The sequence below is a fragment of the Comamonas odontotermitis genome (assembly GCF_020080045.1).
Taxonomy (GTDB): Bacteria; Pseudomonadota; Gammaproteobacteria; order Burkholderiales; family Burkholderiaceae_C; genus Comamonas; species Comamonas odontotermitis.
The window spans coordinates 1,232,644-1,258,129 of the sequence record NZ_CP083451.1 but is presented as its reverse complement, the minus strand read 5'-3'; the positions used below and the strand labels follow the sequence as shown (position 1 = coordinate 1,258,129).

The 25,486-nt window shown below is 61.2% G+C and carries 24 protein-coding genes; 11 read left to right on the top strand and 13 right to left on the bottom strand.

Annotated elements, in window-relative coordinates; genetic code table 11:
* Positions 1–119: 119 nt before the first annotated feature.
* A complete protein-coding gene (locus LAD35_RS05805; RefSeq protein ID WP_224151768.1) occupies positions 120–1,250 on the bottom strand; it encodes a branched-chain amino acid ABC transporter substrate-binding protein in 1,131 nt (376 codons plus the stop codon).
* A gap of 539 nt (positions 1,251–1,789) precedes the next feature.
* On the opposite strand from LAD35_RS05805, the gene LAD35_RS05800 reads away from it, so the two are divergent.
* The 3 genes from LAD35_RS05800 to LAD35_RS05790 all read left to right on the top strand — a co-directional run bounded on the left by LAD35_RS05800 (position 1,790) and on the right by LAD35_RS05790 (position 3,648).
* Positions 1,790–2,275 carry a hypothetical protein gene (locus LAD35_RS05800; protein ID WP_224151767.1) on the top strand — a complete coding sequence of 162 codons (486 nt, stop codon included), beginning with the start codon at positions 1,790–1,792 and terminating at the stop codon, positions 2,273–2,275.
* Positions 2,276–2,364: 89 nt separating this feature from the next.
* Positions 2,365–2,805, top strand: coding sequence for a hypothetical protein (locus tag LAD35_RS05795; protein WP_224151766.1), 441 nt, complete (start codon positions 2,365–2,367; stop codon positions 2,803–2,805).
* Positions 2,806–2,847: 42 nt separating this feature from the next.
* The gene (locus LAD35_RS05790) at positions 2,848–3,648 is read left to right on the top strand and encodes a DUF4124 domain-containing protein (RefSeq protein ID WP_224151765.1); all 801 of its coding nucleotides are present in this window, start codon (positions 2,848–2,850) and stop codon (positions 3,646–3,648) included.
* A gap of 57 nt (positions 3,649–3,705) precedes the next feature.
* Here the strand turns inward: LAD35_RS05790 and LAD35_RS05785 are convergent, their stop codons facing one another.
* Positions 3,706–4,869: an NAD-dependent epimerase/dehydratase family protein gene (locus tag LAD35_RS05785; RefSeq protein WP_449720088.1), complete on the bottom strand. Its 1,164-nt coding sequence runs from the start codon at positions 4,867–4,869 to the stop codon at positions 3,706–3,708.
* Between the two features lie 148 nt (positions 4,870–5,017).
* Here LAD35_RS05785 and LAD35_RS05780 point away from each other — a divergent pair, with 148 nt between their 5' ends.
* Positions 5,018–6,073, top strand: coding sequence for a CDP-6-deoxy-delta-3,4-glucoseen reductase (locus tag LAD35_RS05780; protein WP_224151763.1), 1,056 nt, complete (start codon positions 5,018–5,020; stop codon positions 6,071–6,073).
* 115 nt (positions 6,074–6,188) lie between these two features.
* Entirely contained in the window at positions 6,189–7,157 is a 969-nt protein-coding gene (locus LAD35_RS05775; RefSeq protein ID WP_224151762.1) for a Bug family tripartite tricarboxylate transporter substrate binding protein, read from the top strand.
* 171 nt (positions 7,158–7,328) lie between these two features.
* Here the strand turns inward: LAD35_RS05775 and folK are convergent, their stop codons facing one another.
* The 4 genes from folK to hda are packed head-to-tail and all read right to left on the bottom strand — an operon-like array spanning position 7,329 to position 10,968.
* Entirely contained in the window at positions 7,329–7,895 is a 567-nt protein-coding gene (folK, locus tag LAD35_RS05770; RefSeq protein WP_224151760.1) for a 2-amino-4-hydroxy-6-hydroxymethyldihydropteridine diphosphokinase, read from the bottom strand.
* A 57-nt stretch (positions 7,896–7,952) separates the two neighbouring features.
* Positions 7,953–9,536 carry a polynucleotide adenylyltransferase PcnB gene (gene pcnB / locus LAD35_RS05765; protein WP_224151759.1) on the bottom strand — a complete coding sequence of 528 codons (1,584 nt, stop codon included), beginning with the start codon at positions 9,534–9,536 and terminating at the stop codon, positions 7,953–7,955.
* Positions 9,533–10,231 carry a histidinol-phosphatase gene (locus LAD35_RS05760; RefSeq protein WP_224151756.1) on the bottom strand — a complete coding sequence of 233 codons (699 nt, stop codon included), beginning with the start codon at positions 10,229–10,231 and terminating at the stop codon, positions 9,533–9,535. Before LAD35_RS05760 ends, pcnB begins: the two co-directional genes overlap by 4 nt.
* Positions 10,232–10,272: 41 nt before the next feature.
* Positions 10,273–10,968: a DnaA regulatory inactivator Hda gene (gene hda / locus LAD35_RS05755; protein WP_224151755.1), complete on the bottom strand. Its 696-nt coding sequence runs from the start codon at positions 10,966–10,968 to the stop codon at positions 10,273–10,275.
* Positions 10,969–11,382: 414 nt separating this feature from the next.
* Between hda and purM the strand changes: the two genes are divergently transcribed.
* Both purM and LAD35_RS05745 read left to right on the top strand, forming a co-directional pair.
* Complete coding sequence (purM, locus tag LAD35_RS05750; RefSeq protein WP_224151754.1) at positions 11,383–12,432, top strand: phosphoribosylformylglycinamidine cyclo-ligase; 1,050 nt, start codon at positions 11,383–11,385, stop codon at positions 12,430–12,432.
* A gap of 89 nt (positions 12,433–12,521) precedes the next feature.
* On the top strand, positions 12,522–13,640 hold the full coding sequence (locus LAD35_RS05745; protein WP_224151753.1) for an AI-2E family transporter: 1,119 nt from the start codon (positions 12,522–12,524) through the stop codon (positions 13,638–13,640).
* A 131-nt stretch (positions 13,641–13,771) separates the two neighbouring features.
* Here the strand turns inward: LAD35_RS05745 and ppk2 are convergent, their stop codons facing one another.
* From ppk2 to murJ, 3 genes are all read right to left on the bottom strand, one after another.
* The gene (gene ppk2 / locus LAD35_RS05740) at positions 13,772–14,680 is read right to left on the bottom strand and encodes a polyphosphate kinase 2 (protein ID WP_224151752.1); all 909 of its coding nucleotides are present in this window, start codon (positions 14,678–14,680) and stop codon (positions 13,772–13,774) included.
* 227 nt (positions 14,681–14,907) lie between these two features.
* Positions 14,908–15,756 carry a SirB1 family protein gene (locus LAD35_RS05735; protein WP_224151751.1) on the bottom strand — a complete coding sequence of 283 codons (849 nt, stop codon included), beginning with the start codon at positions 15,754–15,756 and terminating at the stop codon, positions 14,908–14,910.
* 170 nt (positions 15,757–15,926) lie between these two features.
* On the bottom strand, positions 15,927–17,492 hold the full coding sequence (murJ, locus tag LAD35_RS05730; protein WP_224151750.1) for a murein biosynthesis integral membrane protein MurJ: 1,566 nt from the start codon (positions 17,490–17,492) through the stop codon (positions 15,927–15,929).
* 118 nt (positions 17,493–17,610) lie between these two features.
* Here murJ and rpsT point away from each other — a divergent pair, with 118 nt between their 5' ends.
* Positions 17,611–17,907, top strand: a complete 297-nt coding sequence (gene rpsT / locus LAD35_RS05725; protein ID WP_221451995.1) for a 30S ribosomal protein S20 — start codon at positions 17,611–17,613, stop codon at positions 17,905–17,907.
* Between the two features lie 238 nt (positions 17,908–18,145).
* Here rpsT and LAD35_RS05720 read toward each other — a convergent pair whose 3' ends face one another.
* On the bottom strand, positions 18,146–18,481 hold the full coding sequence (locus LAD35_RS05720) for a DUF3579 domain-containing protein (RefSeq protein WP_224151748.1): 336 nt from the start codon (positions 18,479–18,481) through the stop codon (positions 18,146–18,148).
* A 400-nt stretch (positions 18,482–18,881) separates the two neighbouring features.
* On the opposite strand from LAD35_RS05720, the gene LAD35_RS05715 reads away from it, so the two are divergent.
* Positions 18,882–20,084, top strand: a complete 1,203-nt coding sequence (locus LAD35_RS05715; RefSeq protein WP_224151747.1) for an aspartate aminotransferase family protein — start codon at positions 18,882–18,884, stop codon at positions 20,082–20,084.
* Positions 20,085–20,185: 101 nt separating this feature from the next.
* Positions 20,186–21,106 (top strand): ornithine carbamoyltransferase, encoded by a 921-nt coding sequence (argF, locus tag LAD35_RS05710; protein WP_224151746.1) that lies wholly within the window; start codon positions 20,186–20,188, stop codon positions 21,104–21,106.
* A 177-nt stretch (positions 21,107–21,283) separates the two neighbouring features.
* Here the strand turns inward: argF and ahpF are convergent, their stop codons facing one another.
* Together ahpF and ahpC are read right to left on the bottom strand one after the other, a co-directional pair.
* Positions 21,284–22,840, bottom strand: coding sequence for an alkyl hydroperoxide reductase subunit F (gene ahpF / locus LAD35_RS05705; protein WP_224151744.1), 1,557 nt, complete (start codon positions 22,838–22,840; stop codon positions 21,284–21,286).
* A gap of 116 nt (positions 22,841–22,956) precedes the next feature.
* Positions 22,957–23,538, bottom strand: coding sequence for an alkyl hydroperoxide reductase subunit C (ahpC, locus tag LAD35_RS05700; RefSeq protein WP_184705959.1), 582 nt, complete (start codon positions 23,536–23,538; stop codon positions 22,957–22,959).
* Between the two features lie 404 nt (positions 23,539–23,942).
* Here ahpC and bfr point away from each other — a divergent pair, with 404 nt between their 5' ends.
* A complete protein-coding gene (gene bfr / locus LAD35_RS05695; RefSeq protein WP_224151743.1) occupies positions 23,943–24,419 on the top strand; it encodes a bacterioferritin in 477 nt (158 codons plus the stop codon).
* A gap of 98 nt (positions 24,420–24,517) precedes the next feature.
* Here the strand turns inward: bfr and LAD35_RS05690 are convergent, their stop codons facing one another.
* Positions 24,518–25,480, bottom strand: a complete 963-nt coding sequence (locus tag LAD35_RS05690) for an alpha-E domain-containing protein (protein ID WP_224151742.1) — start codon at positions 25,478–25,480, stop codon at positions 24,518–24,520.
* Positions 25,481–25,486 lie beyond the last annotated feature (6 nt).

Here is a 25,486-nt window from a genome sequence, read left to right as displayed (position 1 = left end):
GGCGCGCTGCATGCAGCCACTGTCACCCGGGTTTTATGCATGCCAAAGCAGCCATTCCCCGGTAGAAACAAAAAACCCGCCGAAGCGGGTTGTGTGTGGTTCCAAGGTGCTGGAAGGATTTATTCGCCGATAGGCGTCTTCTTGCCGGCAATGTAGTGGCTCAGCGTGTACAGAGGCACCTTCAGCTCGCCGTTGTCCTGGAAGGCGATCTTGGCGGTCACGCCGTTGTACTCCGATTTGCGCAGTTCAGGCAGGTACTTCTTGGGATCGGTGGAATCGGCGCGCTGCATCGCGTCGACGATCAGCATGGTCGCGTCGTAGAAGTACGGGCTGTAGACCTGGAACACACCGGGGTTCTTCGCGTCGTAGCGCTTCTTCCATTCGACACCGCCTGGCATCTTGGCCAGCGAAGCACCGCCGTCAGCGCACACCACGTTTTCCAGCGTCTTGGTGCCGGTGGCCAGCTTGGCCAGTTCAGCCGTGCAGATGCCGTCGCCACCGAAGAACTTCACGTTGGTCATGCCCAACTGCACCATCTGACGCAGCATGGGGCCGGCTTGTGCATCCATGCCGCCGTAGAAGATCGCATCGGGCTTCTTGGCCTTGATCGATGTCAAGATTGCCATGAAGTCGGTGGCCTTGTCGTTAGTGAATTCGGAAGCAACGATCTTGACACCCTTGGATTCCGCGTCCTTCTTAAACACGTTGGCCAGGCCCTGGCCGTAAGCGGTACGATCATCGATCACGGCGACGTTCTTGAGCTTGAGCGTATTGGCTGCGTAGCCTGCCAGCGCAGCGCCCAATGCGTTGTCGTTGGCGATGATACGGAACACGCCTGGGTAGGCGGGGCGGGTCAGTTCAGGGTTGGTGGCCGCACCAGTGATGAACGGCACGCCGCAGTCGTTGAAGATCTTGGACGATGGAATGGCCACGCCCGAGTTCAGGATACCAGCCACGGCCGCCACCTTCTCGTCGCACAGTTTCTGTGCGGCAGCAGTGCCTTGCTTGGGATCGGCGGCATCGTCTTCGGCCACCACTTCAAACTTGATCTTCTTGCCGCCAATCGTCACACCCTTGGCATTGAGGTCCTCCACGGCGAAACGCACGCCGGTGACATTGTCCTTGCCGTAGTGGGCCTGTGGGCCGGACAGCGGACTCATCGTACCGATCTTCACCACCTCCTGCGCGCCAGCAGCAACTGCCATGCCGGCCACCACCATTGCCACTGCTGCTTTGATACCTTTGTCCATTGCGTAGTACTCCATCAAGTGCATCTGTAGTAGATCGCCATCCCCCGCCGCGCCACACCGATGGCACCATGCCACCGCCTGCGCAGACTTTGATCGCGTGAACCAGATTCTTGTCCCGCAAAGCCCTGCACCGATATTAGGAGAATTCCTGTAAAAAAAGCGACACAGCCTGGACGAAATCGCATATAAGCCGCGCGCGCCTCACGCCACGAAGCGAAATGCTGCTCTGCAACATTGCCGTTTGCCGCGCTTTGCGCCATCCAGCCGCTTTTGGGTACGAACGATGCTGGAACCAGCACGAACCCGTCTTATCTGTAGGCAATCCGCTACGCGCTGTTTTCTGTAAAGATAGGCAAAACCATCCACCTCACGAGGGCAGCGGTCAACCCCCTGAGGCATTCAAGCGTATTTACATACATGGGCGAATGTTCGCCACACCTCGCACCCAGCAGTTAGCATGGAGGTATTTAGCAGGGTTGAAGGGCCGTCTCACACCAGGGAATGCCTCTGCCCTCGTCCGCATGAAAGGTCTCAAAACTATGAATCGTCGTCATTTGCTGAGCGTGGCTGCCATTGCCGGTACGCTGTTCGCCGCCACTGGCTGCGTTGCCACGGGCAGCGATGGCTACTATGGGGATGGCGGCTATGGCTATGGCTACAACCGCCCTGGCGATACCGTCTATGTGCGCGACGGCTATTACGACGACCGCTACTACCGCGAACGTGACCGCGATCGCCAGCGCGCCGAACGCGAGCGCGAACGTGAACGCGAGGCCCGTGAGCGGGAACGTGACCGTGACCGCCAGGCGCGTGACCGCGACCGTGACCAGCGCGCCCGCGATGAAGACCGCCGCCGTGAACTCGATCGCCAGGCCCGCGAGCGTGACCGTGATCGCCAGCAGCGCGAGCGCGACAACAACCGCAGCCGTTTTGGGAGCTCGCAGCAACAGGCCGATTGCGCCCGCTACCGCGACCAGGTCCGCTCCGGCAGCGACACCATCAACGTGCCATCCCATCCTTGCTGACAGGCGAATCGGTGCAGCGGGGCACCAGTGTCGCCGCACCAGTAGATTTTGTGGTTCTGCCAGCCTCGAACCACCAGGAGAAACGAAACATGACTATCGCACGACTGGGCACCCTGATGGCCACCATCGCCGGTGCCGCATTGCTGACAGGCTGCGTCGTCGCACCCGTCGATGGCGCCTACTACACCGGTGATGCCTATTCCACCTATTCCAGCGGCTATGGTTACGGCTACAGCGGCTATCCCTACTACGGCGGATCGTCGCTGGTGATCGAAAGCTCGCCCACCTATGTGTATGGCGGCGGGCGTCCCTACTACCGCCCCGGCGGCGGCTACTACCGCCCAGGTCACGGAGGGTATGACCGCCCGTCCTACCATGGCAACCGCCCCAGCTATGTCTCCCCAGGCACGGGCGCGAACATTGGACGCCCCATCGATGGCGGCGGTGCCCGCCCTTCGCGCCCCAGTGGCGGGGGCAGCCGCTTCACGCCGGGCTACCGGGAGACCCGTCCCCAGCAATGGCAGCGCTGACGCGCCCAGCCCGTCCATCACCTGGCAAGAACAATCCTGACCATGCGCCAACCTTCTGCATCGCTTCGCACCATGCATACCGCCTTGCAAATCAGAAGCTGGGGGCTGGCCGTCGTCGCTGGTACCAGCCTGTGGCTGGCGGGGCCCCATGGCGCGCAGGCGCAGGTGACCCGCTGCACAGACCCGGCTACGGGCAAGGTCACCTATACCGATGGTGAATGCGCACGCGGTACCAGCGCCACCGAGATCGAGCGCCGCAAGAGCGATGAGGAGCTGGCCCAGGACCGCGCACGCGAGCGCGAAGCACTCCGCGCCAAGGCAGAGAGGCGCGAGCAGGAGTTGGAACAGCGAAAGCTCGAAGCCGATGAGCGCACGGCCCAGAATGCAGCCACCCGCAGTCAGGGCCGCCAACGCCCCGATTACGCCAACTCGGCCGCCTGTCACCAGTCACGCGAGCGCTACACCGCAGCCTCTGCCGCGGCGGCAGACCGCAGCATGGGCAGCCAGGCACAACTGGATGCCGCAAAGCGCCAGATGGAACTCGACTGCATGGGCCCTGACGCCTATGGCCGCCTCGAAGCCAGCCGCCCCGCGCCTTCAACGACCGTGGTCAACGACGACTATTGGGACCGCTATCCCCATGGGCGCCCCCATCCGCCCCGGCCCCAGCCCCAGCCGGTGCAACCTGCCCCTTCCATCACCCGCTGCGATGTGTTCAAGTGCGTGGATTCGCAAGGCTATTCCCACCCCCGAGGCCAGATTGGCGAGACGGCTCCCCGCCCCGTACAGCCTAGCGTCAACCCACGAAACTGCCGCAGCCAAGGCGGCAGCGCCGCTTGCTGACAAGGCAATCGCTCCCCTATTGATAGCTTCTTGCGCTTATCTGCAAAGCGCCAGAAGCTATTTTTTTGGCAAATCCATTGACAACTGATATGCCGCCGCCAGGCCTTGCTGCACCGTCGGGTAGCGCAGCCTCAGGCCCAGCTCCGTCTTCATGCGCCGGTTGGACACACGGCGCGATTCGCTCATGAAGCTCAGCAGCACAGGGCTGAGTTGCTGCGCCGCATCCGCCCGGCTGATACGCGGCGGGCGCGGCAATTGCCACAGGTCGGCGGCCAGGTCGAAATAATCGCCCATGCGCAGGGCGGAATCATCTGCCACGTTGGTGGTGCGCTGTGGTCTGCCGCGCCACAGCGCCAGCGCCACGGCGCGCGCCAGGTCGTCCGCATGGATATGGCTGGTGAAAACATCGTCCTCTGCCCGCAATGCGGGCGTGCCCCGCAGCAGGCGCGCAACCGGCGTGCCGCCCTCGCGGTCGCCTGCGTAAATGCCGGGGATACGCAGCACATGCACCCGCACGCCGCTGTGCTGAAAGCGCAGAGCCCAGCTCCGCAACTGGCTTTCGGCGTCCACCCGCCGCAGCGCTCGCGCCGTGGTGGCTCTGAGGGGCATGGCCTCATCCACCCAGGCGCCTTGCCAGTCGCCATATACGCCGCTGGTCGATCCATACACCAGAGCGGGCGCGCTATGGGCCCGGCGCACCAGCGCCCGCAACAGATGGCGGGTGCGCCGGTCCTGCACGCTGGCTGCAGCCTCGCCTTCGGCGGATGCGATGGCAGCAGGCGGCGCCAGATGCACCACGCGCTGCGCCAGCCCTGCCAGCCGGCGCAGGCTGGTCACATCGTCAAGGTTGCCCAGCAGCGGCAGAATGCCCTGCGCACGCAGTGCGGCACATTTGTCTGGCGATGAGGTGAGCGCCCGCACCAGAGGCTGCCGGTGATTGGGGTGAACACCCTCTTTTGCTATCAAATTTGATGATTCAGCACATACCAGATGAGCGCCAGCGGCCAGTTGCATCGAAATGCGACGCTCCACAGGCTGCCACAGACGGGCCACGCGCTGGCCCACGTCGCCGCAGCCAACGATCAACACACGCTGCCGCCTGAAGCGCGAAGGCAGCGCGCGTGGTACACGCCGCACGCGCTGCGGTTTTTGAATTGAAGGCACAATAAGCTTTTCGGGGGAGTAGAAACACACTCTTACAGTCTGTCTGGTGCGGCCCATCACCTCCAATGGCCGCGTCCGGCCCGCAGTCTACCGCGTGGCGCATGCCACGCATCGGCCCATGCGGTGTGCCGGTACAACACCCCCACGGTTTCAGGTTCGGGCGCTCGTGGGCGCCCTTGTTTTGTGTCGAAGGAATTTTGGTGCGATGAGCTCTTCTCCCAGCGCGTTTCAAATCTCGGTTCTCCCCAGCGGACGCGCATTTGCCACCCAAGCCTCTGAAGCCATCCTGACCGCCGCCATCCGCAGCGGCGTGGGTCTGCCCTATGGCTGCAAGGACGGCGCCTGCAGCTCCTGCAAGTGCAAGAAGCTCAGTGGCACCGTCGTACATGGCCCGCACAGCGATCGCGCGCTGAGCGCCGAGGAAGAGGCGGCGGGCCTGATCCTGCCGTGCTGCGCCGTGCCGACGAGCGATGTGGTGATCGAATCGCGCCATGTCACCGACGAGAGCGCCTTCCCGGTCAAGAAGATGCCGGTGCGGGTGCAGACGCTCGAACGCCTTTCGCCCGATGTGATCAAGCTGCGCCTGCAGTTGCCTGCGGCAGACACCTTCCGCTACCACGCGGGCCAGTACATCGAATTCCTGCTGGCGGGCGGCGCGCGCCGCGCGTACTCGATGGCCGTGGCTCCACACCAGCAGGACACCGGCCCCGGGCTGGAGCTGCACATTCGCCACACCCCTGGCGGCCTGTTCACCGACCATGTGTTTGGCGCAATGAAAGAGCGCGAGATATTGCGCATCGAAGGCCCGTTTGGCAGCTTCTACCTCAATGAGGACAGCGACAAGCCCATGGTGCTGCTCGCATCGGGTACCGGCTTTGCGCCCATCAAGGCGTTGATCGAGCATTTGCAGCACAAGGGCATTACCCGTCCCGCCGTGCTGTACTGGGGTGGCCGCCGGCCGCAGGATCTGTACATGAGCGACTGGGTGAATGCCCGCTGCGCCGAAATGCCCAGCCTGCGTTACGTACCCGTGGTATCCAACGCCCTGCCCGAAGACGGCTGGAGCGGCCGCACCGGCTTTGTGCACCAGGCCGTACTGGACGATTTTGCCGATCTGTCAGGCCACGAGGTGTATGCCTGCGGCGCGCCCATCGTGGTGGACTCGGCCCGCGCAAGCTTTACCGCACAGCGCAGCCTGCCCGATGATGCGTTCCATGCCGACTCCTTTGTCACCGAAGCAGACAAGCAGAACAAGGTCTGATAAAAAAACTATAGCTGCTTATGCTTATTTTTATTGAGTTTCGAACATAAAATCCATCGAAAACCAATACCAACAACCGCAAGTAGCTCTCTTTTTTAAACCGCAAACCACTCCTATGCAACGCAGAAACCTTTTGTTGTCGGCCGTGCTGGCCGCATCCACCCTGGCAGCGCCAGGCGCATTTGCAGAACCCGTGATCCGCCTGGTGGTGCCCTACGCACCCGGCGGCCCGCTGGATGTGACCTCGCGCGTCCTGGCCGAGAGGGTACGGGACCAGTTGGGCACCGTGGTGGTGGACAACAAGGCCGGCGCAGGCGGCAATATCGGGGCCGACATCGTTGCCAAGGCAGCGCCCGATGGGCTGACCATCGGCCTGGCAGCCACGGCTACCCATGCCGTCAATCCCTGGCTCTACAGCAAGATGCCTTTTGACGCCGGCAAGGACTTTGCCGCGATCACGCAGATGGTGCGTGTACCCAATGTGCTGGTGATGAACGCCCAGCGCGCGCAGAGCCTGGGCATCAACAATGTGGCCGACCTGATCGCCTACGCCAAGAAGAACCCCGGTAAGCTGAACTACGGCAGCGGCGGCAACGGCAGCGCGGGCCACCTGGCAGGCGAGATGATGAAGCGCCAGGCCGGCATTTTCGCCGTGCACGTTCCCTACCGCGGCGCCAACCCCGCGCAACTGGCTCTGTTGTCGGGCGAAGTGGATTTCAACATCGATAACCTGGCCGCAGCATCGGCCAACATCCACAGCGGCAAGCTCAAGGCGCTGGCTGTCACCAGCCTGCACGAGAGCCCCATGCTGCCGGGCGTGCAGCCACTGGCAAACACGCTCAAGGGCTTTGAGATCGATACCTGGTGGGGTCTGGTGGCTCCGGCCGGCACACCTGCCGAGGTCATCAACCGCCTGAACAAGGCCTTTACCGATGCGCTGAAAGACCCGGCCACCAAGACCAAATTCGCTGGTCTGATGGCCGAACCCGTGCCCACCACGCCTGCGCAGTTCGACAAGTTCATGGCTGCCGAGCGCAACAAGTACGAATCGGTGGTGAAGATGTCCGGCGCCAAGGTGGACTGACCGCCTGGGCAGCCGGTGATGGAGAGGATGGTGGGGGTGCGGTTATCTGCCCCCGTCCATCCAGGACAGGCGCTGCGGGTGCACAGAGGGGTAGGCATCGAAAATGCCACGCTCTGGCGACACCCCCGGCGCCTTTTTTGTCCTGGTGCGACCTAAGAACGTATTTACGATCTAAGCAGGCAGTGCCCAGGCCGGGCCTTCTGCGCGCGCCACACCCTGCACCAAGAGCGGCTGCAGTTGCGCATCGCTGACCCATGCAGGCTGCAACTCCTGCAGTGGCGACAGCACAAAGGCACGCTGCCACATGCGCGGGTGCGGCACCTGCAGATCGGGCAGGCTCACCACCGTCTCGCGGCTGGCGTACAGCAGCAAATCCAGATCAAGGGTGCGCGGCGCATTGCGATAAGGGCGCTCACGGCCTGCCGCCTGCTCCAGTTGCTGCAGTACCAGGAGCAATGCATGGGCAGGCAGCCGGGTCACCAACTGGGCCACGGCATTGAGGTAATCCGGCCCGTCTGAATCCACCGGCTTGCTGGCGTACAGCGACGACACCCGCTCCACCGCCACCCCGGGCGTGGTCGCCAGTTGCGCCAATGCCTGCTGCATCGCCTCCCCGCGATCTCCCAGGTTGGCACCCAGCCCAATCCACGCGCGCACGGCGTGCCCTACAGCAGGTGTCCAGTCACCGTCAGGTTGCTGCTGCGCCTGCGCTGCAAGCGGCAATGCAAAATTACTCATAAAAACAGGCTGCAGCGCATATACGGAAGGCGCCACAAGCTATCAATAAAAGAGCAATCACTCACCCGCACCGCTGTTGCCCTGCCCTGCGCCTCCGGGCTTGCGACGGCGGCGGCGGCGCTTCTTGGCGGGTGCATCCAATGTTTCCCCGTCATTCAGTGCCTGCTGGGCTACGGCCTGCAGCGCGCTGGCGTCCGAGCTCTCCACCGGGGCCTTGCTGGCCGGCTTTTTGGCACCCCGCTTGGCACCTGTGGCGCCCTTTTGTTTGGCACGCTGCTCTTCGCGCACCTGGGCGATCAGGTCTTCCCGGCGTGCCTCGTCGGCCTGCTGGAACTCCTGCCACCAGTTGGCCAGCATCTCGTCCACCTCGTCCACATCGGCACGCAGGCGCAGGAAGTCAAAGCCCGCACGGAAACGCACCTGGGCGATCATGCCGAACGGCGTGCTGCCCGTGCGCTTTTCAAAGCGCGGCTGCATCACCCAGATCTCGCGCATGTCGGCGGCCAGCTTGCCGCGCCCTGACACATCGCCAATGCGCAGGTTGAACACCTCGTCAATCGCATCCTGCAGGGCCGGGAACGGGTGCTCGCCCCGATCCAGGCGCGCATCCCAGCCTGCCTTCACGTCCTGCCACAGCACGCAGGCGAGCAAGAAGCTCGGCGCCACGCTCTTGCCTTCGGCCACGCGGCGGTCGGTGTCCATCAGCGCAGCCTGCACAAAGGGCAGATCGGCACGATCTACCACCACGTCCAGCAGAGGATAGATGCCCTTGGCCAGGCCCAGCTTGCGCAACTGCTCGACCGACGCGAGCGCATGGCCGGTCTGCAGCAGCTTGAGCATCTCATCGAACATGCGGCTCTGGGGCACTTCCTGCAGCAGCTGCGCGCACTCGACCAGCGGCTTGGCCGTCTTGGGGTCGATGGTGAAGCCTTTCTTGCTGAGCTTGGCGGCAAAGCGCACGGCACGGATGATGCGCACCGGGTCTTCGCGGTAGCGCGTGGCCGGGTCGCCGATCATGCGCAGCACGAGCTTTTGCGCATCGCGGATGCCCTTGTGGTAATCCACCACGATCTGCGTCTGCGGATCGTAGTACATGGCGTTGACGGTGAAGTCGCGGCGCGCCGCGTCCTCGTTCTGCGGACCCCAGACGTTGTCGCGCAGCACGCGGCCACTTTCGTCCACCGCCAGCTTCATGCCGGCAAGGGCGGCCTTGCTGGTTTTTTCGTTGCCCTGCACCTGCTCGGCCTTGGAGCTGTCGAGGAAGGCGCGGAAGGTGGTGACTTCGATGACTTCATTCTCGCGGCCGCGACCGTAAACCACGTGCACGATGCGAAAGCGCCGCCCAATGATGAAGGCGCGGCGAAACAGGTTCTTGACCTGCTCGGGCGTGGCGTTGGTGGCCACGTCGAAATCCTTGGGGCGCAGACCCAGCAGCAGATCGCGCACGGCGCCGCCGACGATATAAGCCTCAAACCCAGCTTCCTTCAAGGTGCTGCAGACATCAACGGCGCGCCGGTCCACCAGCTTGGGATCGATATGGTGCACCTCGACAGGCACTTCCTCGCGCTTGCCGAATGGGTTCTTGGCCTTGCCGACGGCAGCGCTCTTGCCCAGCAGTTTGTCAATGATGTTCTTGATCATGCGTGGGGCTCCAGCAAATCCAGGATGCGCCAGCCGCGCTCGGCAGCCAGCTTGCGCAGGCGTTCATCGGGGTTGGTCGCGATGGGGGTGTTGACCTTTTCCAGCAGCGGCACGTCGTTCATCGAATCGCTGTAGAACGTGCTGTCCACCGTGTCCCAGGAGAGTCCTCGCTCTGCCAGCCAGTCATCCATGCGGGTGACCTTGCCTGCACGCATGGTGGGCACGCCAGCGATTTCGCCGGTGATCCAGCCCGTGGCATCGCGCTCCAGATTGACGGCCAGCAAATGCTCCACACCCAATGCCTTCGCAATCGGGCGGGTCACGAATTCGTTGGTGGCAGTAACGATCACGATGGTGTCGCCTGCATCGCGGTGCTGCTGCAGCAACGCGCGCGCCGCTGGCTGGATGTGGGGCTCGATCACCTCACGCATGAACACGGCGTGCGCGGCATCGGCAGCATCGCGGCCCAGCCTGCGGATGGCCTCGGTTGCAAAGCGCACGTATTCGTGAATGTCGAGCGTGCCTTTCTGGTAGTCGGCAAAGAATGCGGCGTTACGGCTGCCGAACTCCTCCTTGTCGCACCAGCCTTTGCGCAAGGTGAACTCGCCCCACTCGTAGTCGGAATCGAGTGGCAGCAGGGTGTGATCCAGGTCAAAAAGCGCGAGCCGTGGCTTGGCAGCGGCAGTGGTATTCATCAAATCTTCTCGATTCTTCTCGGTTGGGCCTGGAGCCGAAATCACTCCGTCTCCAGCATGTCTTTGAGCAGCGGGATCGTCAAAGCCCGCTTGTTGCGCAACGCAAAATTGTCCAGATGGTCCAGCAGCTGCATCAGGCTGCCCAGGTCGCGCGAAAAACGCTTGAGCATATAGTCCATCACATCGTCCGGCAACGTCAGCCCGCGCTGCTGCGCCTCATCCTTGAGCACGCCACGGCGCTGCTCCTCGGTCAGCAGGTGTAGCTGGTAAATCTCGCCCCAGCCCAGCCGGGTGCGCAAATCATCACGCAGCTTCAGGTCTGAAGGCGGCGCATCGCCTGCCGCCAGCACCCAGCGCCGCGCACCCGTTGCCGGGCTGGTGGCATTCACAAACCAGTTGAATGCCGCCGCCTGCTGGACGGAGTTGTAAAAATGCACCTCATCCAGAATCACCGCCGACCAGCGCTCATTGAACGCGCTGGGAAAGCGGGTATTCGCATCCAGCCAGCCCACCGTGGCCCCCTGCTCTCGCAGGGTTTCGGCCACGGCTCGCAGCAGATAGGTCTTGCCCACCCCCATCTCACCCCACAGGTAAGTGGGCACTGGCGAACGGGGAGTTCCCCACCCGTCACCCACCTGCAGGCGCAGATGCTCCAGCGCCGCCTGGTTGGAGCCCGGAAAGAACCGCTGCAGGTTGGGCCCGGGGGCCAGTCCCAGATCCAGCGCCATCTGCTTCATACCGAGCCTCCCGCACAGGTGACCACGCCGCACGACGCAACAATGCGGGCGCGCAGAACATGGAGCAAGACGGATGGGACACGCATGGGCTGCGTACGGATGGACAGTAGGGGTTGGTAAATGAGCGATCACTCACATGCAAGGCAGCCAGACCGGACCGGCCATTGACAGCAAGGCCCGCAATCTGCACATATGCAATGCATGCAAACCCGTTGATTTTAGACGGACACAGAGCTCTGGCGGCACAAATACCGTATTCATCCCGGCCAGGCACTGCAATCTGCCCTCCGGAAGGTGTTTACGCCCTGCGCCACAGGCATTCTCCCCCCTCGGGTATACAGGGCGTCATAGAATCGCAGCTTGTGGCCAGCCCGCGGCGGTTGTGCTCCGCTTTTTTGCCCTTGTATTGCCTCCATGAGCTCTTCTACTACCTCTACCCCTCTCTCGTACAAAGATGCCGGCGTTGATATCGACGCAGGCGATGCGCTGGTGGAGCGCATCAAGCCCCTGGCCAAAAAGACCATGCGCGAAGGCGTGATGGCTGGCATCGGTGGCTTTGGCGCCCTGTTCGAGGTTCCCAAGCGCTACAAGGAGCCCGTGCTCGTCTCCGGCACCGATGGTGTGGGCACCAAGCTCAAGCTCGCCTTCGAATGGAACATGCACGACACTGTGGGCATCGACCTGGTGGCCATGAGCGTGAACGATGTGCTGGTGCAAGGCGCCGAGCCGCTGTTCTTCCTGGATTACTTTGCCTGCGGCAAGCTCCATGTCGACACCGCTGCCGCCGTGGTGGGCGGCATCGCCAAGGGTTGCGAGTTGTCGGGCTGCGCGCTGATTGGCGGCGAAACCGCCGAGATGCCCGGCATGTACCCCGACGGCGAATACGACCTGGCAGGCTTTGCCGTGGGCGCCGTCGAGAAAAGCAAGATTTTGACCGGCCAGAACGTGCAGGCAGGCGATGTGGTGCTGGGCCTGGCCTCGCATGGCGTGCACTCCAATGGCTTCTCGCTGGTGCGCAAGTGCATCGAGCGCGCCGAAAGCCAGGGCAACGTGCCCGCCACGCTGGATGGCAAGCCCTTCAAGCAGGCCATCATGGAGCCCACGCGCCTGTATGTGAAGAACGTGCTGAGCGTGCTGGCCGAGCAGCCCATCAAGGCGCTGGCCCATATCACCGGCGGCGGCTTGCTGGAAAACATTCCACGCGTGCTGCCCGAAGGGCTGGGCGCGCAACTGGTCAAGGGCAGCTGGCCCCAGACCGAACTGTTTGCCTGGCTGCAGAAGACTGCGGGTATCGACGATATCGAAATGAACCGCACCTTCAACAATGGCATCGGCATGGTGGTGGTGGTGCCCGCCGAGAGCGCCGAAGCCGTCAAGAGCGCCTTTGCCGCACTTGGTGAACAAGTGTGGACGATTGGCAGCATTGGCCCACGCGGCAGCGAAGCAGCTGTCACGGTGCGCTAAGCTCATTCCACCTGCGGGCAACCCACCGGGTTGCCCTGCCAGGCAGCGCTGGTCCTGCAGGCCAGCCTGCTTTTTGACCGATTGCCGCCATGCGCCAAGACTCTGCAACACCACCATCCTCCCCTTCGGCGGGCAATCCATCCGCCGGCGGTGTTGCCGATGCGCCGCAACCCTGGCGGCCACCGCCCGTGCACTGGGGCGTGCGTCTGGCTTCCTACCTGCTGATGGGCTTTGCGCTGCTCATCATCATGCTCAATGGGCTGCTGGTGGGGCTTCTGGCCGCCTGCGTGGGCTATACCTTCACCCAGTTTCTGGTCCGCAAGATTGCTGATGCAAGCCGCCAGCCTCTGTCGCTGCAGGTGCCGCCGGCCCGCTGGATCGAATATGTGGCCGTGACCATCGTGCTCGTGGTGCCGATTGTTCTGGTCACCCTGGGCCTGATCCATTCGCAGGGCTATCTGCTCAACGCTCCGCAGCAGTACCGCGACATTCTGGAATCCATGGCCAAGACCTTGCTCGACCTGCGCAGCAAGCTGCCGCCCGAGCTGGCCAACGTGCTGCCCGATGGCGCGCAGGAGCTGCAACAGCGTGCAGCCGAGTACCTGGGCACCAAGGCCGGCACCATTGCAAACATGGGTCGCTCCTGGCTCGCAGGGCTTTTGTATGTCTTTGTCGGCTTGTTGATCGGTTCGCTGGCCGCAGTGCGGCATGGCCGCCTCTCCCACGCGCCGCTGGCCCACCAGTTGCAATTGCGGGTGCAACGATTTGGCGATGCCTTCCGCCAGATTGTGGCCGCGCAGTTCTGGATTGCGCTGTTCAACACTGTGCTGACCGCCATTTTCCTGCTCGGCATCCTGCCTCTGCTCGACATGCGCCTGCCCTACAGCGGCGCACTCATCATGCTGACCTTCTTTGGCGGCCTGATCCCCATCGTCGGCAACCTGGTGTGCAACGCCGTCATCACGACTGTCGGCCTGTCGGTATCGCCCCTGACGGCGGTGGCATGCCTGGCCTTTCTGGTGCTGATCCACAAGGCCGAATACCTGATCAATGCCAAAGTGGTGGGCGCAAAAACGCATATGGGCGTCTGGGAACTCCTGTCCGTGATGTTCGTGGCCGAAGCCATCTTCGGCCCCGCCGGTCTTGTGGCTGCGCCGCTGTTCTACGCCTACCTGAAGAAAGAGCTGTTCGCCGCACGCCTGATATAGGCCAACAGCTACTGAATAGATAGCATACCGTTCACAAAAAAACGCCTCGGGGAACCGAGGCGTTTTGCTTGAATGCTAGGCCAGCCGCCGGTCAGCAGGTGGCCTGTGCAGCGTTGGCACGGACTCCGGCCTCAGTAGATTTCCGGCACATACATGGAAGCGGGCACCGGCTGGCGGCTGTAGTCCGGGTGGCGCACGCGATCAGGCAGCACCACATTTTCGTGATCCACATCGGAATACGGAATCTGGCTTAAAAAGTGCGCGATGCAGTTGAGGCGCGCCGTCTTCTTGTCATCGGCATGCACAAGCCACCATGGCGCCTCGGGTGTGTGTGTGCGCTCCAGCATCACTTCCTTGGCCTTGGTATACTCCTCCCAGCGCACGCGGCTTTGCAGATCCATCGGCGAGAGCTTCCACTGCTTGAGCGGATCATGGATGCGCCCGAGAAAGCGCAGGTGCTGCTCCTCGTCGCTGATCGAAAACCAGTATTTGACAAGGCGTATACCCGAACGCACCAGCATCTTTTCAAATTCGGGCACCGAGCGGAAGAACTCCTCGTACTGCTCGTTGGTGCAAAAGCCCATGACCTTCTCGACGCCAGCCCGGTTATACCAGCTGCGGTCGAACAGCACCACCTCGCCTGCAGCAGGCAGGTGCGCCACGTAACGCTGAAAATACCACTGCGTGCGCTCGCGGTCATTCGGTGCAGGCAGAGCCGCCACCCGCACCACGCGCGGGTTCAGGCGCTGGGTGATGCGCTTGATGACGCCGCCCTTGCCTGCGGCATCACGCCCCTCGAACAGCACCACCACCTTCTGACCCGTGTGCTGCACCCAGTCCTGCAGCTTGACGAGTTCGCCCTGCAGCCGCAGCAGCTCGCGGAAATATTTGTATTCGTTCTCGCTCAGGCTTGCAGCAAAAGGCGCCCCCAGCAGGCCATCCTCCATCTCCAGCTCCAAGGATTCGTCGTAATCGTCCATGACATCGCGTGCAATCTTGTGCATGACATCCTCGGGCGAAATTCCAAAACGGTCTTTCATAGCAACTCTTCCTCAAAAAGTGCCGCTAACACCACCGCTGAATCATCGTCTGCAGACAAGCCCGGCAAAAACGGCCATACCAATACACGGCCTGCCACCATGGCCGTATGGTCTGGCGCACCTCATTCACCCGGAATTGATTCGGTAGTGCTAACGCCTCAGAGCACTATATTGCCGCCGATGTATGACGAAATAGTGACAAATACATGTCAAACAACTGATGTTTGTTACATGCGTTGTAAATCCAGCAGCGCCGCACGGATCTGGGCGGCATCCTCCGGCACACCGGTCTGGTTGAGGTACTGCTGCAGGTCTTCGCGGGCCCGGTCCTGCACCCCCAGTTCTGCGTATGCCAGCCCCCGGTCGCGCAGCTCCGTCCATTCGGTGGGCTGCAGCAATACCAGACGGTTCTGCACCTCGATCAGCTTCGCCCAGGCCTTGTCGCTGCGGTAGATTTCCTTGAGGTTGGCCAGCATGCGCACGATGATGTCGCGCGATGTTGCTGCCTGCAGGTAAAGCCCCAGAGGAACATCATCCTCGTCGACCCGGTGATACGCCTTTTGCATGGGCTCCAGCATTTCGGCCAGCATGGAACTGGAGAACGATTGCCCCGAGAGAGGATCGAGCACGATCTGTCCCTCTGCAACACTGACCTTGAGCAGGAAGTGGCCCGGAAAACAGATGCCGTGCGCCGGCAGTTGCAGTTCAGAGGCCAGCTCCAGCCAGATCACCGCCAAAGACACCGGAATGCCGCGCCTGCGATGCAGCACCGCATTGAGGCAGCTGTTGTCGGGGGCATAGAAATCATTGGGATTGCCCTGGAATCCCCAGTCGGCATAGAAGCGGTGGTTGAGCACCTTGAGGCGTGTGAGGGCGCTGCGACTGTGGGCGTCACGGCTCTCTCGCAACTGGCTGAGCAATTGGTCCACCTCGTTGACCACCTGCTGGATGTCAAGCTGCGGGTATTCGATGCAGGCAATGGCCGCTGCAGCTTCCAGCAGCGGAAAGTTGTCATCGCTTTGTACCAGCGACGCGAAATGCTCCAACGGGGTGGGGATCGAAAAGCTGAAGTCCATATGCATCCCTGCTGCAGCGCTCCGGCAACAACGCTGGTGCAATCACCGCGTTCTGGCGCTTCTGCAGCGCTGCTTGCGCCATAGCTTCAATGTATAGCATCGTGCAGGCACATCTGGGCGACAACTGTCACCAACTGTTGTGAATGTGCCTATCAGTTGCCCATTCAGTATCAGCGGCGCAGCAGGCTGCGCAGCTTCATGCCCGACAGGGCCAGCACGCCAAAATACAGCACCACCGAGCCCGCCAGCCACAGAACCAGCCAGCCCACACGCTTGAGCCGTTCGCTGCCCAGCGCCACCCAGTCGAACGTATGCGATCCCCACAGCAAAAAGATGGTCAGCAGGCCAGCCGCCAACCCGACACGGGCAAAGAAGATCAGCCAGCCCGGCTGCGGCTTGAAACTGCCTCGGCGCATCAGCCCCACCAGCAGCCACAGCGCATTCACAATCGCGCCCAGGCCAATCGACAGTGCCAGACCCGCATGTGCAAAGCTGGGTACCAGCACCAGATTCAACAGCTGGGTGATGACCAGCACGCAGATGGCGATCTTGACCGGCGTGCGAATGTCCTGGCTGGCATAGAAACCCGGTGCCAGCACCTTGATGGCCACCATCGCCAGCAGGCCCACACCATAGCCTTGCAACGCCAGGGCAATCTGCCCGACATCCGATCCCTTGAGCGCGCCGTAGTGGAACAACACTGCCACCAGTGGCTTAGCAAAGGCCAGCAAGGCTGCGGCACATGGCACTGCCAGCAACACCACCATCCGCAACCCCCAGTCCAGCATGGCGCCATAGCGTGCATCATCGCCCGCCGCCTTGGCCGAAGCCAACTGGGGTGTCAGCACCACGCCCAGCGCCACGCCCAGCAATGCGGTGGGAAACTCCATCAGCCGGTCGGCATAGAACAGCCATGTCACGCTGCCCGTTGCCATGTACGACGCAATCTGCGTATTGATCATCAGAGAAATCTGCGCCACCCCGACACCCAGCAAGGCCGGTGCCATCAGCGTCAGAATGCGACGCACGCCAGCATCCGCCCAGGCAGCCTTGATGGCCGATGGCCGGAAGGCAATGCGCGGCACCATGGCGATGCGTCGCAGTGCCGGAAACTGGATGGCCAACTGCAGCACGCCCCCCAACATCACCCCTGCCGCCATGGCATAGATAGGCTCCACGCCGCGCGCACCCAGCCAAGGCGCCAGCAGCAAGGCTGCCACAATCATGCTGACGTTGAGCAGCACCGGCGTGAATGCCGGCACCACAAAGCGCTTCCAAGTATTGAGCACGCCTGCGGCCAATGCCACCAGCGACATGAAACCGATGTACGGAAACATCCAGCGCGTCATCAGCACGGCAGCGTCATAGCTGTGTGCGTTCTGGCGCAGGCCGCTGGCCAGCAGCCACACCAGCGCCGGTGCGGCCACGACACCAACCACGCAAGTCACCGCCAGTATCCAGAACAGCACCGTTGCCACGCTCTGCACCAGGGCGCGCGTGCGCTCCTCCCCCTCCTTGGCAAGGGTCGTGGCCAGTACCGGCACAAAGGCCTGGCTAAAGGCCCCTTCCGCAAACAATCGCCTGAACAGATTGGGAATGCGAAAGGCCACATTGAAGGCATCCGTCAGCGCGCTGGCACCGAACATGGTGGCCATCAGCAGATCGCGGGCAAGGCCTGTCACACGCGAGAGCAGTGTGAACAGGGAGACGGTGGAGGCGGCTTTGAACAGAGACACCCGCAAAGTGTAGCCGTGCCCAGCCAGGGGATTGAACTAGCGCCTGGATTTCTGTGTAAATTGCCGCTATAATCGCTGGTTCACTGACAACATCCGCAGACTTTTAAGGAAAATCATCATGGCATCCAAGCCAGTCAAGAAGAACCCCCGTTTGGCATCCGGCCGCAAGCGCGCCCGCCAGAACGTCAAGCTGAACGCCGCCAACACCTCGCTGCGTTCGAAGTACCGCACCGCTATCAAGAACGTGGAAAAGGCTGTTGCCGCTGGCGACAAGACCAAGGCCACCGAACTGTTTGCAAAGGCCCAGTCCGTGCTGGATACGATCGCCGACAAGGGCATCTTCCACAAGAACAAGGCCGCTCGCGATAAGAGCCGCATTGCTGCCAAGGTGAAAGCCCTGGCATTGGCCGCCTAATCCATTTAGGCAATCGCACGGGCAGACCCTCTGCCCGCCGTTTGTAAACGGGTGCGCTGTCAGTAGTAAAAAAGCCGTCGCAAGACGGCTTTTTTACGTTCGTACTCACCCCCAATATACGCCAGCTCACGCCAGAAGCCGCCTGCATTATCAAAAACAATAGCATTCCGCGCTTCTTCACCCGGTCACCGGACTCTCTCCCGCCCGCTGCCCGCACCCAAAAAAGAAGGCCTGAGAATCAGGCCTTGGTAGCGGGAGCCGATGCCGAAGCATCCGGGATCAGACAGGCATCGGTGGTCTGCAGATCATTGTCGCGGGCGAAATTCATCACGAAGTCCCAGGCCATCGGCTCATGGGCCTGCAACTCGCGCTTGACCACCACGCACTTGGCGCCATTCATCGTGGTGGGAATGCACCAGGGCGAGTAGCCCAGATGGCTGCCGGGACGCGCGCCGCCCGGACGAAACTGGCTCATCACCCCAGCCAGGCGCTCCGCCCAGTCGCTGGGGCGAAATGTCCTTCCACCCTGGGTGATGCCCAAAATGAAAACCTCTTGAGACGACGGAGAAACCATGTGACGGAAACCTCTGATAACGGCCTTCCAGGAGGATCACTGCCCGAGGCCAAACCAGCATTTTAACTCTTATATAAGAGATAAGCACGCAGGGCCTATAACTTCAAGACATCATGAAATGCGCAGGCAACATAGTTTTGCCGCAAATTCACGCAATTCAGGCAGACCAACAGGATACCGGGCACGAAATCCCGAAAACACTACACAGCTGGTCCATTTCATGTACAGCTCTTCAACGCAAAGCGTATATTTCACAAAGAGATCGCTTGCGCAATGCAGTGATGCACATTCTTCACTAGTGGTGTACCGCCCAGCCCCTAGAATGGCCTTTCCACCCGACGCCCAGCCACTTTAGCGGGTATCTGTGGAGTTTTTATTTACTTTTTTGTGGAGATTTCCCATGACCGACATCGTCAAGCCTGCAGAGCCCCATGTGATGACTACCTATGGCCGCGTGCCAGTCGCACTGGAGCGAGGCCAGGGCGTGCGCGTGTGGGATGTCAACGGCAAGGAATACCTCGATGCACTGGGCGGCATCGCCGTCAACACGCTGGGTCACAACCATGCCAAGCTGGTGGCGGCACTGCATGACCAGATGACCAAGCTGATCCACACCAGCAACTACTACTACGTGCCTGGTCAGGAAAAGCTGGCGGCCCTGCTGGTGGAGCGCTCGAAGATGACCAACGCCTTCTTCTGCTCCACCGGCCTGGAAGCCAACGAAGCGGCGATCAAGATCGCCCGCAAGTATGGCGTGGACAAGGGCATCGAAAAGCCGGTCATCGTGGTTTTTGACCACGCTTTCCACGGCCGCTCCATTGCCACAATGAGCGCCACGGCCAACCCCAAGGTGCGCAATGGCTTTGGCCCGCTGCTCGATGGCTTCCTGCGCGTGCCGGCCAACGATTTCGTGGCATTGAAAGAGGCAACCGAAGGCAACCCCAATATCGTTGCCGTGATGATGGAGCCCATCCAGGGCGAAGGCGGCCTGCACCCCATGCGCGCCGACTTCATGAAGCAGGTGCGCGAGCTGTGCGATGCCCAGGACTGGCTGTTTGTGGTGGATGAAATCCAGGCCGGCATGGGCCGCACCGGCAAATGGTTTGCCCACCAGTGGGCCGGCATCGTGCCCGATGTAATGTCGCTGGCCAAGGGCCTGGGCTCGGGTGTGCCGATCGGTGCAGTGGTGGCGGGCCCCAAGGCAGCCAAGGTGTTCCAGCCTGGCAACCATGGCACCACGTTCGGCGGCAACCCCCTGGCCATGCGCGCTGGCGTCGAAACCATCCGCATCATGGAAGAAGAGAAGCTGCTGGACAACGCCACCAAGGTCGGCGACTATCTGAAGGCCGCACTGAACAAGGCGCTGGCGGGTACGGAAGGCTTCGTCGAAGTGCGCGGCCAGGGCCTGATGATCGGCGTGGAGCTGAACAAGCCCTGCGGCGAGTTGATCACCCGTGGAGCGCAAGAGGCAGGCCTGCTGTTCAGCGTGACCGCCGACACCGTGATCCGCCTTGTGCCGTCCCTCATCCTGACGGAAGCGGAAGCCGACGAGATCGTCGCCAAGCTGGCTCCGCTGGTCAAGGCATTCCTGGCTGGCAAGTAAACCACGGCTTATGCAAATCAGGATCAGGCCGCAGCCTGCCAATGGAAAGGCCCGCTGCACCTCCCTGTTTGCATAAGCTCTACAGACAAGACCCGAGCGTTATGAAACATTACCTGCAATTCCAAGACTTCACGGCCGATGAGTATGAATACCTGTTCAAGCGTGCTGCGCTGATCAAGCAGAAGTTCAAGGGCTACGTCACCCACCACACCTTGGCCGACCGCACGCTGGCCATGATCTTTGAAAAGGCCAGCACGCGCACGCGCGTGAGCTTTGAGGCGGGCATGTACCAGTTGGGTGGCTCCGTGGTGCACCTCACCACCGGCGACAGCCAGCTGGGCCGCGCCGAGCCCATCGAGGACAGCGCACGCGTCATCAGCCGCATGACCGATCTGGTGATGATCCGTACCTTCGGCCAGGAAAAGATCGAGCGCTTTGCGTCCCACTCGCGCGTGCCGGTGATCAACGGCCTGACCAACGAGTTCCACCCCTGCCAGATCCTGGCCGACATCTTCACTTTCATCGAGCATCGCGGCTCCATCCAGGGCAAGACGGTGGCCTGGGTGGGTGACGGCAACAACATGGCCAATACCTGGCTGCAGGCGGCCAACCTGCTGGGCTTCAAGGTGCACGTCAGCACGCCAAGCGGCTACGAGATCGATGAAGAACTGGCCTTCAGCGGCCGTCCCTACAACAAGGATTGCTACAAAATCTTCAGCAACCCGATGGATGCCTGCAAGGATGCAGACCTTGTCACCACCGATGTGTGGACCAGCATGGGCTACGAGGAAGAGAACGAGAAGCGCATGAAGGCCTTTGCCGACTGGTGCGTGGACCAGGAGATGATGGCGATTGCCAGGAAGGATGCCCTCTTCATGCATTGCCTGCCCGCGCACCGCGGCGAGGAAGTGCAGGCCGATGTGATCGACGGCCCGCAATCCGTCGTCTGGGATGAGGCCGAGAACCGCATGCATGTGCAAAAGGCCCTGATGGAATACCTGCTCATCGGCAAGCAGGGCTGATCGGCATCCCGCCATTCCCACAGACGGCCTTCGGGCCGTTTTTTGATGCCGATCAAGTTCGGCAACAGAGGCAAACAAAAAAAGAGGACTGCCAGGCAGTCCTCTTTGCATTTACGGGAGATTTCAGTATTGCCTTGATAGCAATTGGCGCTTACCAGTCAAGCGCCAGCAGCCATTTCAATGCCGGATCAGGTGATCGAAGGCCGACAACGCCGCCGTGGCACCAGCACCTGCGGCAATGATGATCTGCTTGAACGGCACGTTCGTGCAATCACCGGCAGCAAACACGCCGGGCAGATTGGTTTCACCCTTGGCATTGATCTCGATCTCGCCAAAGCGCGTCAGGTTCACCGTGCCCTTGAGCCAATCGGTATTGGGCAGCAGACCGATCTGCACAAAGATGCCTTCGAGCGCAACCTGTTTGATCTCGTCGTTGGTGCGGTCCTTGTACGTGAGACCGGTCACCTTCTTGCCGTCGCCATTCACTTCGGTGGTCTGGGCATTCAGGATCACCTTGACGTTCGGCAAGGTCGCCAGCTTCTTCTGCAGCACGGCATCGGCCTTCAGCTCCGCAGCAAATTCCAGCACCGTGACGCTCTTGACGACACCAGCCAGATCGATGGCTGCTTCAATGCCCGAATTGCCGCCGCCGATCACGGCCACATCCTTGCCCTTGAACAGCGGACCATCGCAGTGCGGGCAGTACGTCACACCCTTGGTGCGGTACTTGTCTTCACCAGGCACGTTCATGTTGCGCCAGCGGGCGCCGGTCGAGAGAATCACGGTCTTGGCCTTGAGCTTGGCACCCGATTCCGTCTCAATCTCGATCAAGCCGCCTTCCTGCGCAGCAGGGGTGAGGCGCTTGGCAGTCTGCAAGGCCATGATGTCCACCTCGTAGTCACGGATATGGTTTTCCATCGCCGCAGATAGTTTGGGGCCTTCGGTCTTGCTGACCGACATGAAGTTCTCGATATCCACGGTATCGAGCATCTGGCCGCCAATGCGGTCGGCCGCGATGCCGGTGCGGATGCCCTTGCGGGCGGCATAGATGGCCGCAGCCGCGCCAGCAGGGCCTCCGCCCACCACCAGCACATCAAAGGCTTCCTTGGCAGAAATCTTGGCGGCTTCCCGTACCGCAGCGCCCGTGTCGACCTTGGCCACGATCTCGGCCAGCTCCATGCGGCCCTGGCCAAAGCGTTCGCCGTTGACAAAAACAGTGGGCACCGCCATCACTTCGCGCGCTTCCACTTCCTTCTGGAAGATGCCGCCGTCAATCGCAGTATGCGTGATCTTGGGGTTGAGCACCGCCATCAGATTCAGCGCCTGCACCACATCCGGGCAGTTGTGGCATGACAGCGAGTAGTAGGTCTCGAAGTGCAGTGGCGTATCGATATTCCTGACCTGCTCCAGCAGATCTGCAGATTCCTTCGATGGGTGGCCACCCACTTGCAGCAACGCCAGCACCAGCGAGGTGAATTCGTGGCCCAGTGGCACGCCGGCAAAACGCACGCCGGTATCCACGCCTGGGTTGGTGATCAGAAACGAAGGCCGGCGTTCGTCGCCATCCTTCTTCTCGACCACGGTGATCTTGTCATTGAGCTCCTTGATGTCCGCGAGCAGTTCGCGCACTTCCTGCGACTTTTCGTCATCGCCCAAGGCCGCCACCAGCTCGACGGGCTTGGTCAGACGCTCCAAGTACGCTTTCAATTGTGCTTTCATGGTGTTGTCGAGCATGGATCTTCCTTTTGACTTTGTAACGATTGAATTTTCTAGTTTTTGAAAAAAATAATGCCCGGGCGCCAGGCACCCGGGCGTCTGAAGCTACCTATTTTGTAGCAGTGTGAGATCGATCAGATCTTGCCGACCAGGTCCAGCGAAGGAGCCAGGGTCTTCTCGCCTTCTTTCCACTTGGCGGGGCACACTTCACCTGGGTGAGCAGCGGTGTACTGGGCAGCCTTGAGCTTGCGCAGGGTTTCCGACACGTCACGGGCGATTTCGTTGGAATGGATTTCCATGGTCTTGATCACGCCATCAGGGTTGATCACGAAAGTGCCGCGCAGCGCCAGGCCTTCTTCAGGGATGTGCACGCCAAAGGCATTGGTCAGTTGATGGGTTGGATCGCCAACCAGTGGGAACTGTGCCTTGCCCACGGCGTCGGAGGTTTCATGCCACACCTTGTGGGAGAAATGCGTGTCGGTGGTGACGATGTAGACCTCTGCGCCAGCCTTCTGGAACTCGGCGTAGTTGTTGGCTGCGTCTTCGATTTCGGTGGGGCAGTTGAAGGTGAAAGCGGCTGGCATGAAGATCACGACAGACCACTTGCCCTTCAAATCGGCTTCGGTCACGTCGATGAACTCACCCTTGGCGGCGCCAGCGCGCTGCACGAAAGCAGTGGTCTTGAAGGGTTGGACTTGCGTATTGATCAGGGACATTGCTGTTTCCTTCTAGTGGTAAAAATTGCTTGACAGGAGTTAGTGTAGGAAAACTTGAATCATTAATCCAGTCAATTAAATTGATCGTTTTAATTTGCAAAAGCTATTTTCAAGATCCCGACCTGTCGTACTTCTTCAATAGGGACGATTGCCGAATTTGCAAGGCCGCACAGCAGATTGCGCACCACCTCTGCAAGTTAGCACAGCCATGTGACAACGGCCTTGCGCTCCGACAAGGCCGAATCATGCAGGCGCAGGCAGGCACTGTCAAATGCGAACACAACTCAACCTTAAACGCAGCCAGAACGCCGCAGCGGGGATTAGCAACCCACCGGTTTGGCGCATCGCCGATTCGCCCCGACAATACACCCATCGACCACTGACACACCGAGAAGGAGCCCACCATGAAAGGCGACCCCAAGGCCATTGGCTTTTTGCAAGCCCAGCTGAAAAACGAACTCACCGCCATCAACCAGTACTTTCTGCACTACCGCATGTACAAGCACTGGGGCCTCGACAAGCTGGCCAAGAAGGAATATGAGGAATCCATCGGCGAGATGAAGCACGCCGACTGGCTGATGGACCGCATCTTCATGCTCGACGGACTGCCCAACCTGCAGGATCTGGGCAAGCTGCAGATCGGCGAAGACGTGCCTGAAGCGCTCGCCTGCGATCTGCGCCTGGAACAAGGCGCGCAAGCCACCATCAAGGACGGCATTGCCCATTGCGAAAGCGTGCGCGACTATGTCTCGCGCGATCTACTGCAGAAGATTCTGGACGACACCGAAGAGCACATCGACTTCCTGGAAACCCAGCTGGAGTTGATCGACAAGGTCGGCACGCAGAACTACCTGCAATCAGTGATGGGCGAGCTGGAGTAAGCCCGCCGAGCGTCAAGCTCACACCATCCAAAGAAAAGGGAAAGGGCGCCATGCGCCCTTTCCCTTTTCTTTTTTCGTTTCCGCTACATGCTGTTCACTTACAGGTCCGCGGTAGCGAGAAAATCGTTGCCGATGCGACCACCCAGCGCATGTACGCGTTCCAGAAAGTGCACCAGGTAGGCATGCAGGCCGGTGGCCAGCAATTCGTCAATGCGCCCATACTGCAACTCGGCCAGCAGCAAGCCTGCCTGGCGCTGGGTTTCAGCCGAGTGGTCATTGGCCACGGCTTCCAGAATCTGCACGACCTCGTACATGCTGGCATGCAGGGAGCGTGGCATGTCTCGGCGCAGAATCAGCATCTCTGCCACACGCTCGGGCGTGATCACATTGCGGTAGACCTTGCGGTACACCTCGAACGCCGAGACGCTGCGCAGAATGGCACTCCAATGGTAGAAGTCGAACTGCGCCTGGCCCTTGCCTGGCACCGTGCCATGGTAATCGTTCTTGATGGCGTGAAAGCGTACATCCAGCAAGCGCGCGGTGTTGTCTGCCCGCTCAATGAAGGTGCCCAACCGCAGGAAGCGAAACGCATCGTCCTGCAGCATGGTGCCCAACGCCACGCCACGCGACAGGTGTGAACGGTACTTGACCCATTCAAAGAACTTGGCCGGGTCAGTCTCGAACTTCTTGGCCTTGAACAGCCGGTTCATGTCCAGCCAGGTCAGGTTCTGCGTCTCCCAGGCTTCTGTCGTCAACGCCCCGCGCACGGCGCGGGCATTCTCGCGCGCCGCCTGCAGGCAGCTGTAGATCGATGAGGAATTGGTTTCGTCCCGCACCATGAAGTGCAAGACGCCTTCCAGGGTGACTTCATCGTGGCGCTGGTAGTAAGCGGGCAGCAGCTCGCTGATCGACAGCACGCTCTGCCAGGCCTTGGTGGCAGCGGACGCAGACTGCGGAAGCATGGAGGTTTCGTAGCTGACATTCAGCATGCGGGCGGTGTTCTCCGCCCGTTCGGTGTAACGGGACATCCAGTAGAGGTGATCGGCGGTACGGCTCAGCATCAATAA

Bases quoted from the DNA above. Each gene is read 5' to 3' on its own strand.
- LAD35_RS05805 (WP_224151768.1), bottom strand. From the start codon at position 1,250: ATGGACAAAGGTATCAAAGCAGCAGTGGCAATGGTGGTGGCCGGCATG.
- ppk2 (WP_224151752.1), bottom strand. From the start codon at position 14,680: ATGAAAGACCGTTTTGGAATTTCGCCCGAGGATGTCATGCACAAGATT.
- ahpF (WP_224151744.1), bottom strand. From the start codon at position 22,840: ATGCTCGACAACACCATGAAAGCACAATTGAAAGCGTACTTGGAGCGT.
- ahpC (WP_184705959.1), bottom strand. From the start codon at position 23,538: ATGTCCCTGATCAATACGCAAGTCCAACCCTTCAAGACCACTGCTTTC.
- LAD35_RS05785 (WP_449720088.1), bottom strand. From the start codon at position 4,869: ATGGGCCGCACCAGACAGACTGTAAGAGTGTGTTTCTACTCCCCCGAA.
- LAD35_RS05720 (WP_224151748.1), bottom strand. From the start codon at position 18,481: ATGGTTTCTCCGTCGTCTCAAGAGGTTTTCATTTTGGGCATCACCCAG.
- LAD35_RS05690 (WP_224151742.1), bottom strand. From the start codon at position 25,480: ATGCTGAGCCGTACCGCCGATCACCTCTACTGGATGTCCCGTTACACC.
- LAD35_RS05745 (WP_224151753.1), top strand. From the start codon at position 12,522: ATGCGCCAAGACTCTGCAACACCACCATCCTCCCCTTCGGCGGGCAAT.
- LAD35_RS05795 (WP_224151766.1), top strand. From the start codon at position 2,365: ATGACTATCGCACGACTGGGCACCCTGATGGCCACCATCGCCGGTGCC.
- LAD35_RS05735 (WP_224151751.1), bottom strand. From the start codon at position 15,756: ATGGACTTCAGCTTTTCGATCCCCACCCCGTTGGAGCATTTCGCGTCG.
- folK (WP_224151760.1), bottom strand. From the start codon at position 7,895: ATGAGTAATTTTGCATTGCCGCTTGCAGCGCAGGCGCAGCAGCAACCT.
- bfr (WP_224151743.1), top strand. From the start codon at position 23,943: ATGAAAGGCGACCCCAAGGCCATTGGCTTTTTGCAAGCCCAGCTGAAA.
- rpsT (WP_221451995.1), top strand. From the start codon at position 17,611: ATGGCATCCAAGCCAGTCAAGAAGAACCCCCGTTTGGCATCCGGCCGC.
- LAD35_RS05715 (WP_224151747.1), top strand. From the start codon at position 18,882: ATGACCGACATCGTCAAGCCTGCAGAGCCCCATGTGATGACTACCTAT.
- pcnB (WP_224151759.1), bottom strand. From the start codon at position 9,536: ATGATCAAGAACATCATTGACAAACTGCTGGGCAAGAGCGCTGCCGTC.
- LAD35_RS05775 (WP_224151762.1), top strand. From the start codon at position 6,189: ATGCAACGCAGAAACCTTTTGTTGTCGGCCGTGCTGGCCGCATCCACC.
- LAD35_RS05790 (WP_224151765.1), top strand. From the start codon at position 2,848: ATGCGCCAACCTTCTGCATCGCTTCGCACCATGCATACCGCCTTGCAA.
- hda (WP_224151755.1), bottom strand. From the start codon at position 10,968: ATGAAGCAGATGGCGCTGGATCTGGGACTGGCCCCCGGGCCCAACCTG.
- argF (WP_224151746.1), top strand. From the start codon at position 20,186: ATGAAACATTACCTGCAATTCCAAGACTTCACGGCCGATGAGTATGAA.
- LAD35_RS05800 (WP_224151767.1), top strand. From the start codon at position 1,790: ATGAATCGTCGTCATTTGCTGAGCGTGGCTGCCATTGCCGGTACGCTG.
- purM (WP_224151754.1), top strand. From the start codon at position 11,383: ATGAGCTCTTCTACTACCTCTACCCCTCTCTCGTACAAAGATGCCGGC.
- LAD35_RS05780 (WP_224151763.1), top strand. From the start codon at position 5,018: ATGAGCTCTTCTCCCAGCGCGTTTCAAATCTCGGTTCTCCCCAGCGGA.
- LAD35_RS05760 (WP_224151756.1), bottom strand. From the start codon at position 10,231: ATGAATACCACTGCCGCTGCCAAGCCACGGCTCGCGCTTTTTGACCTG.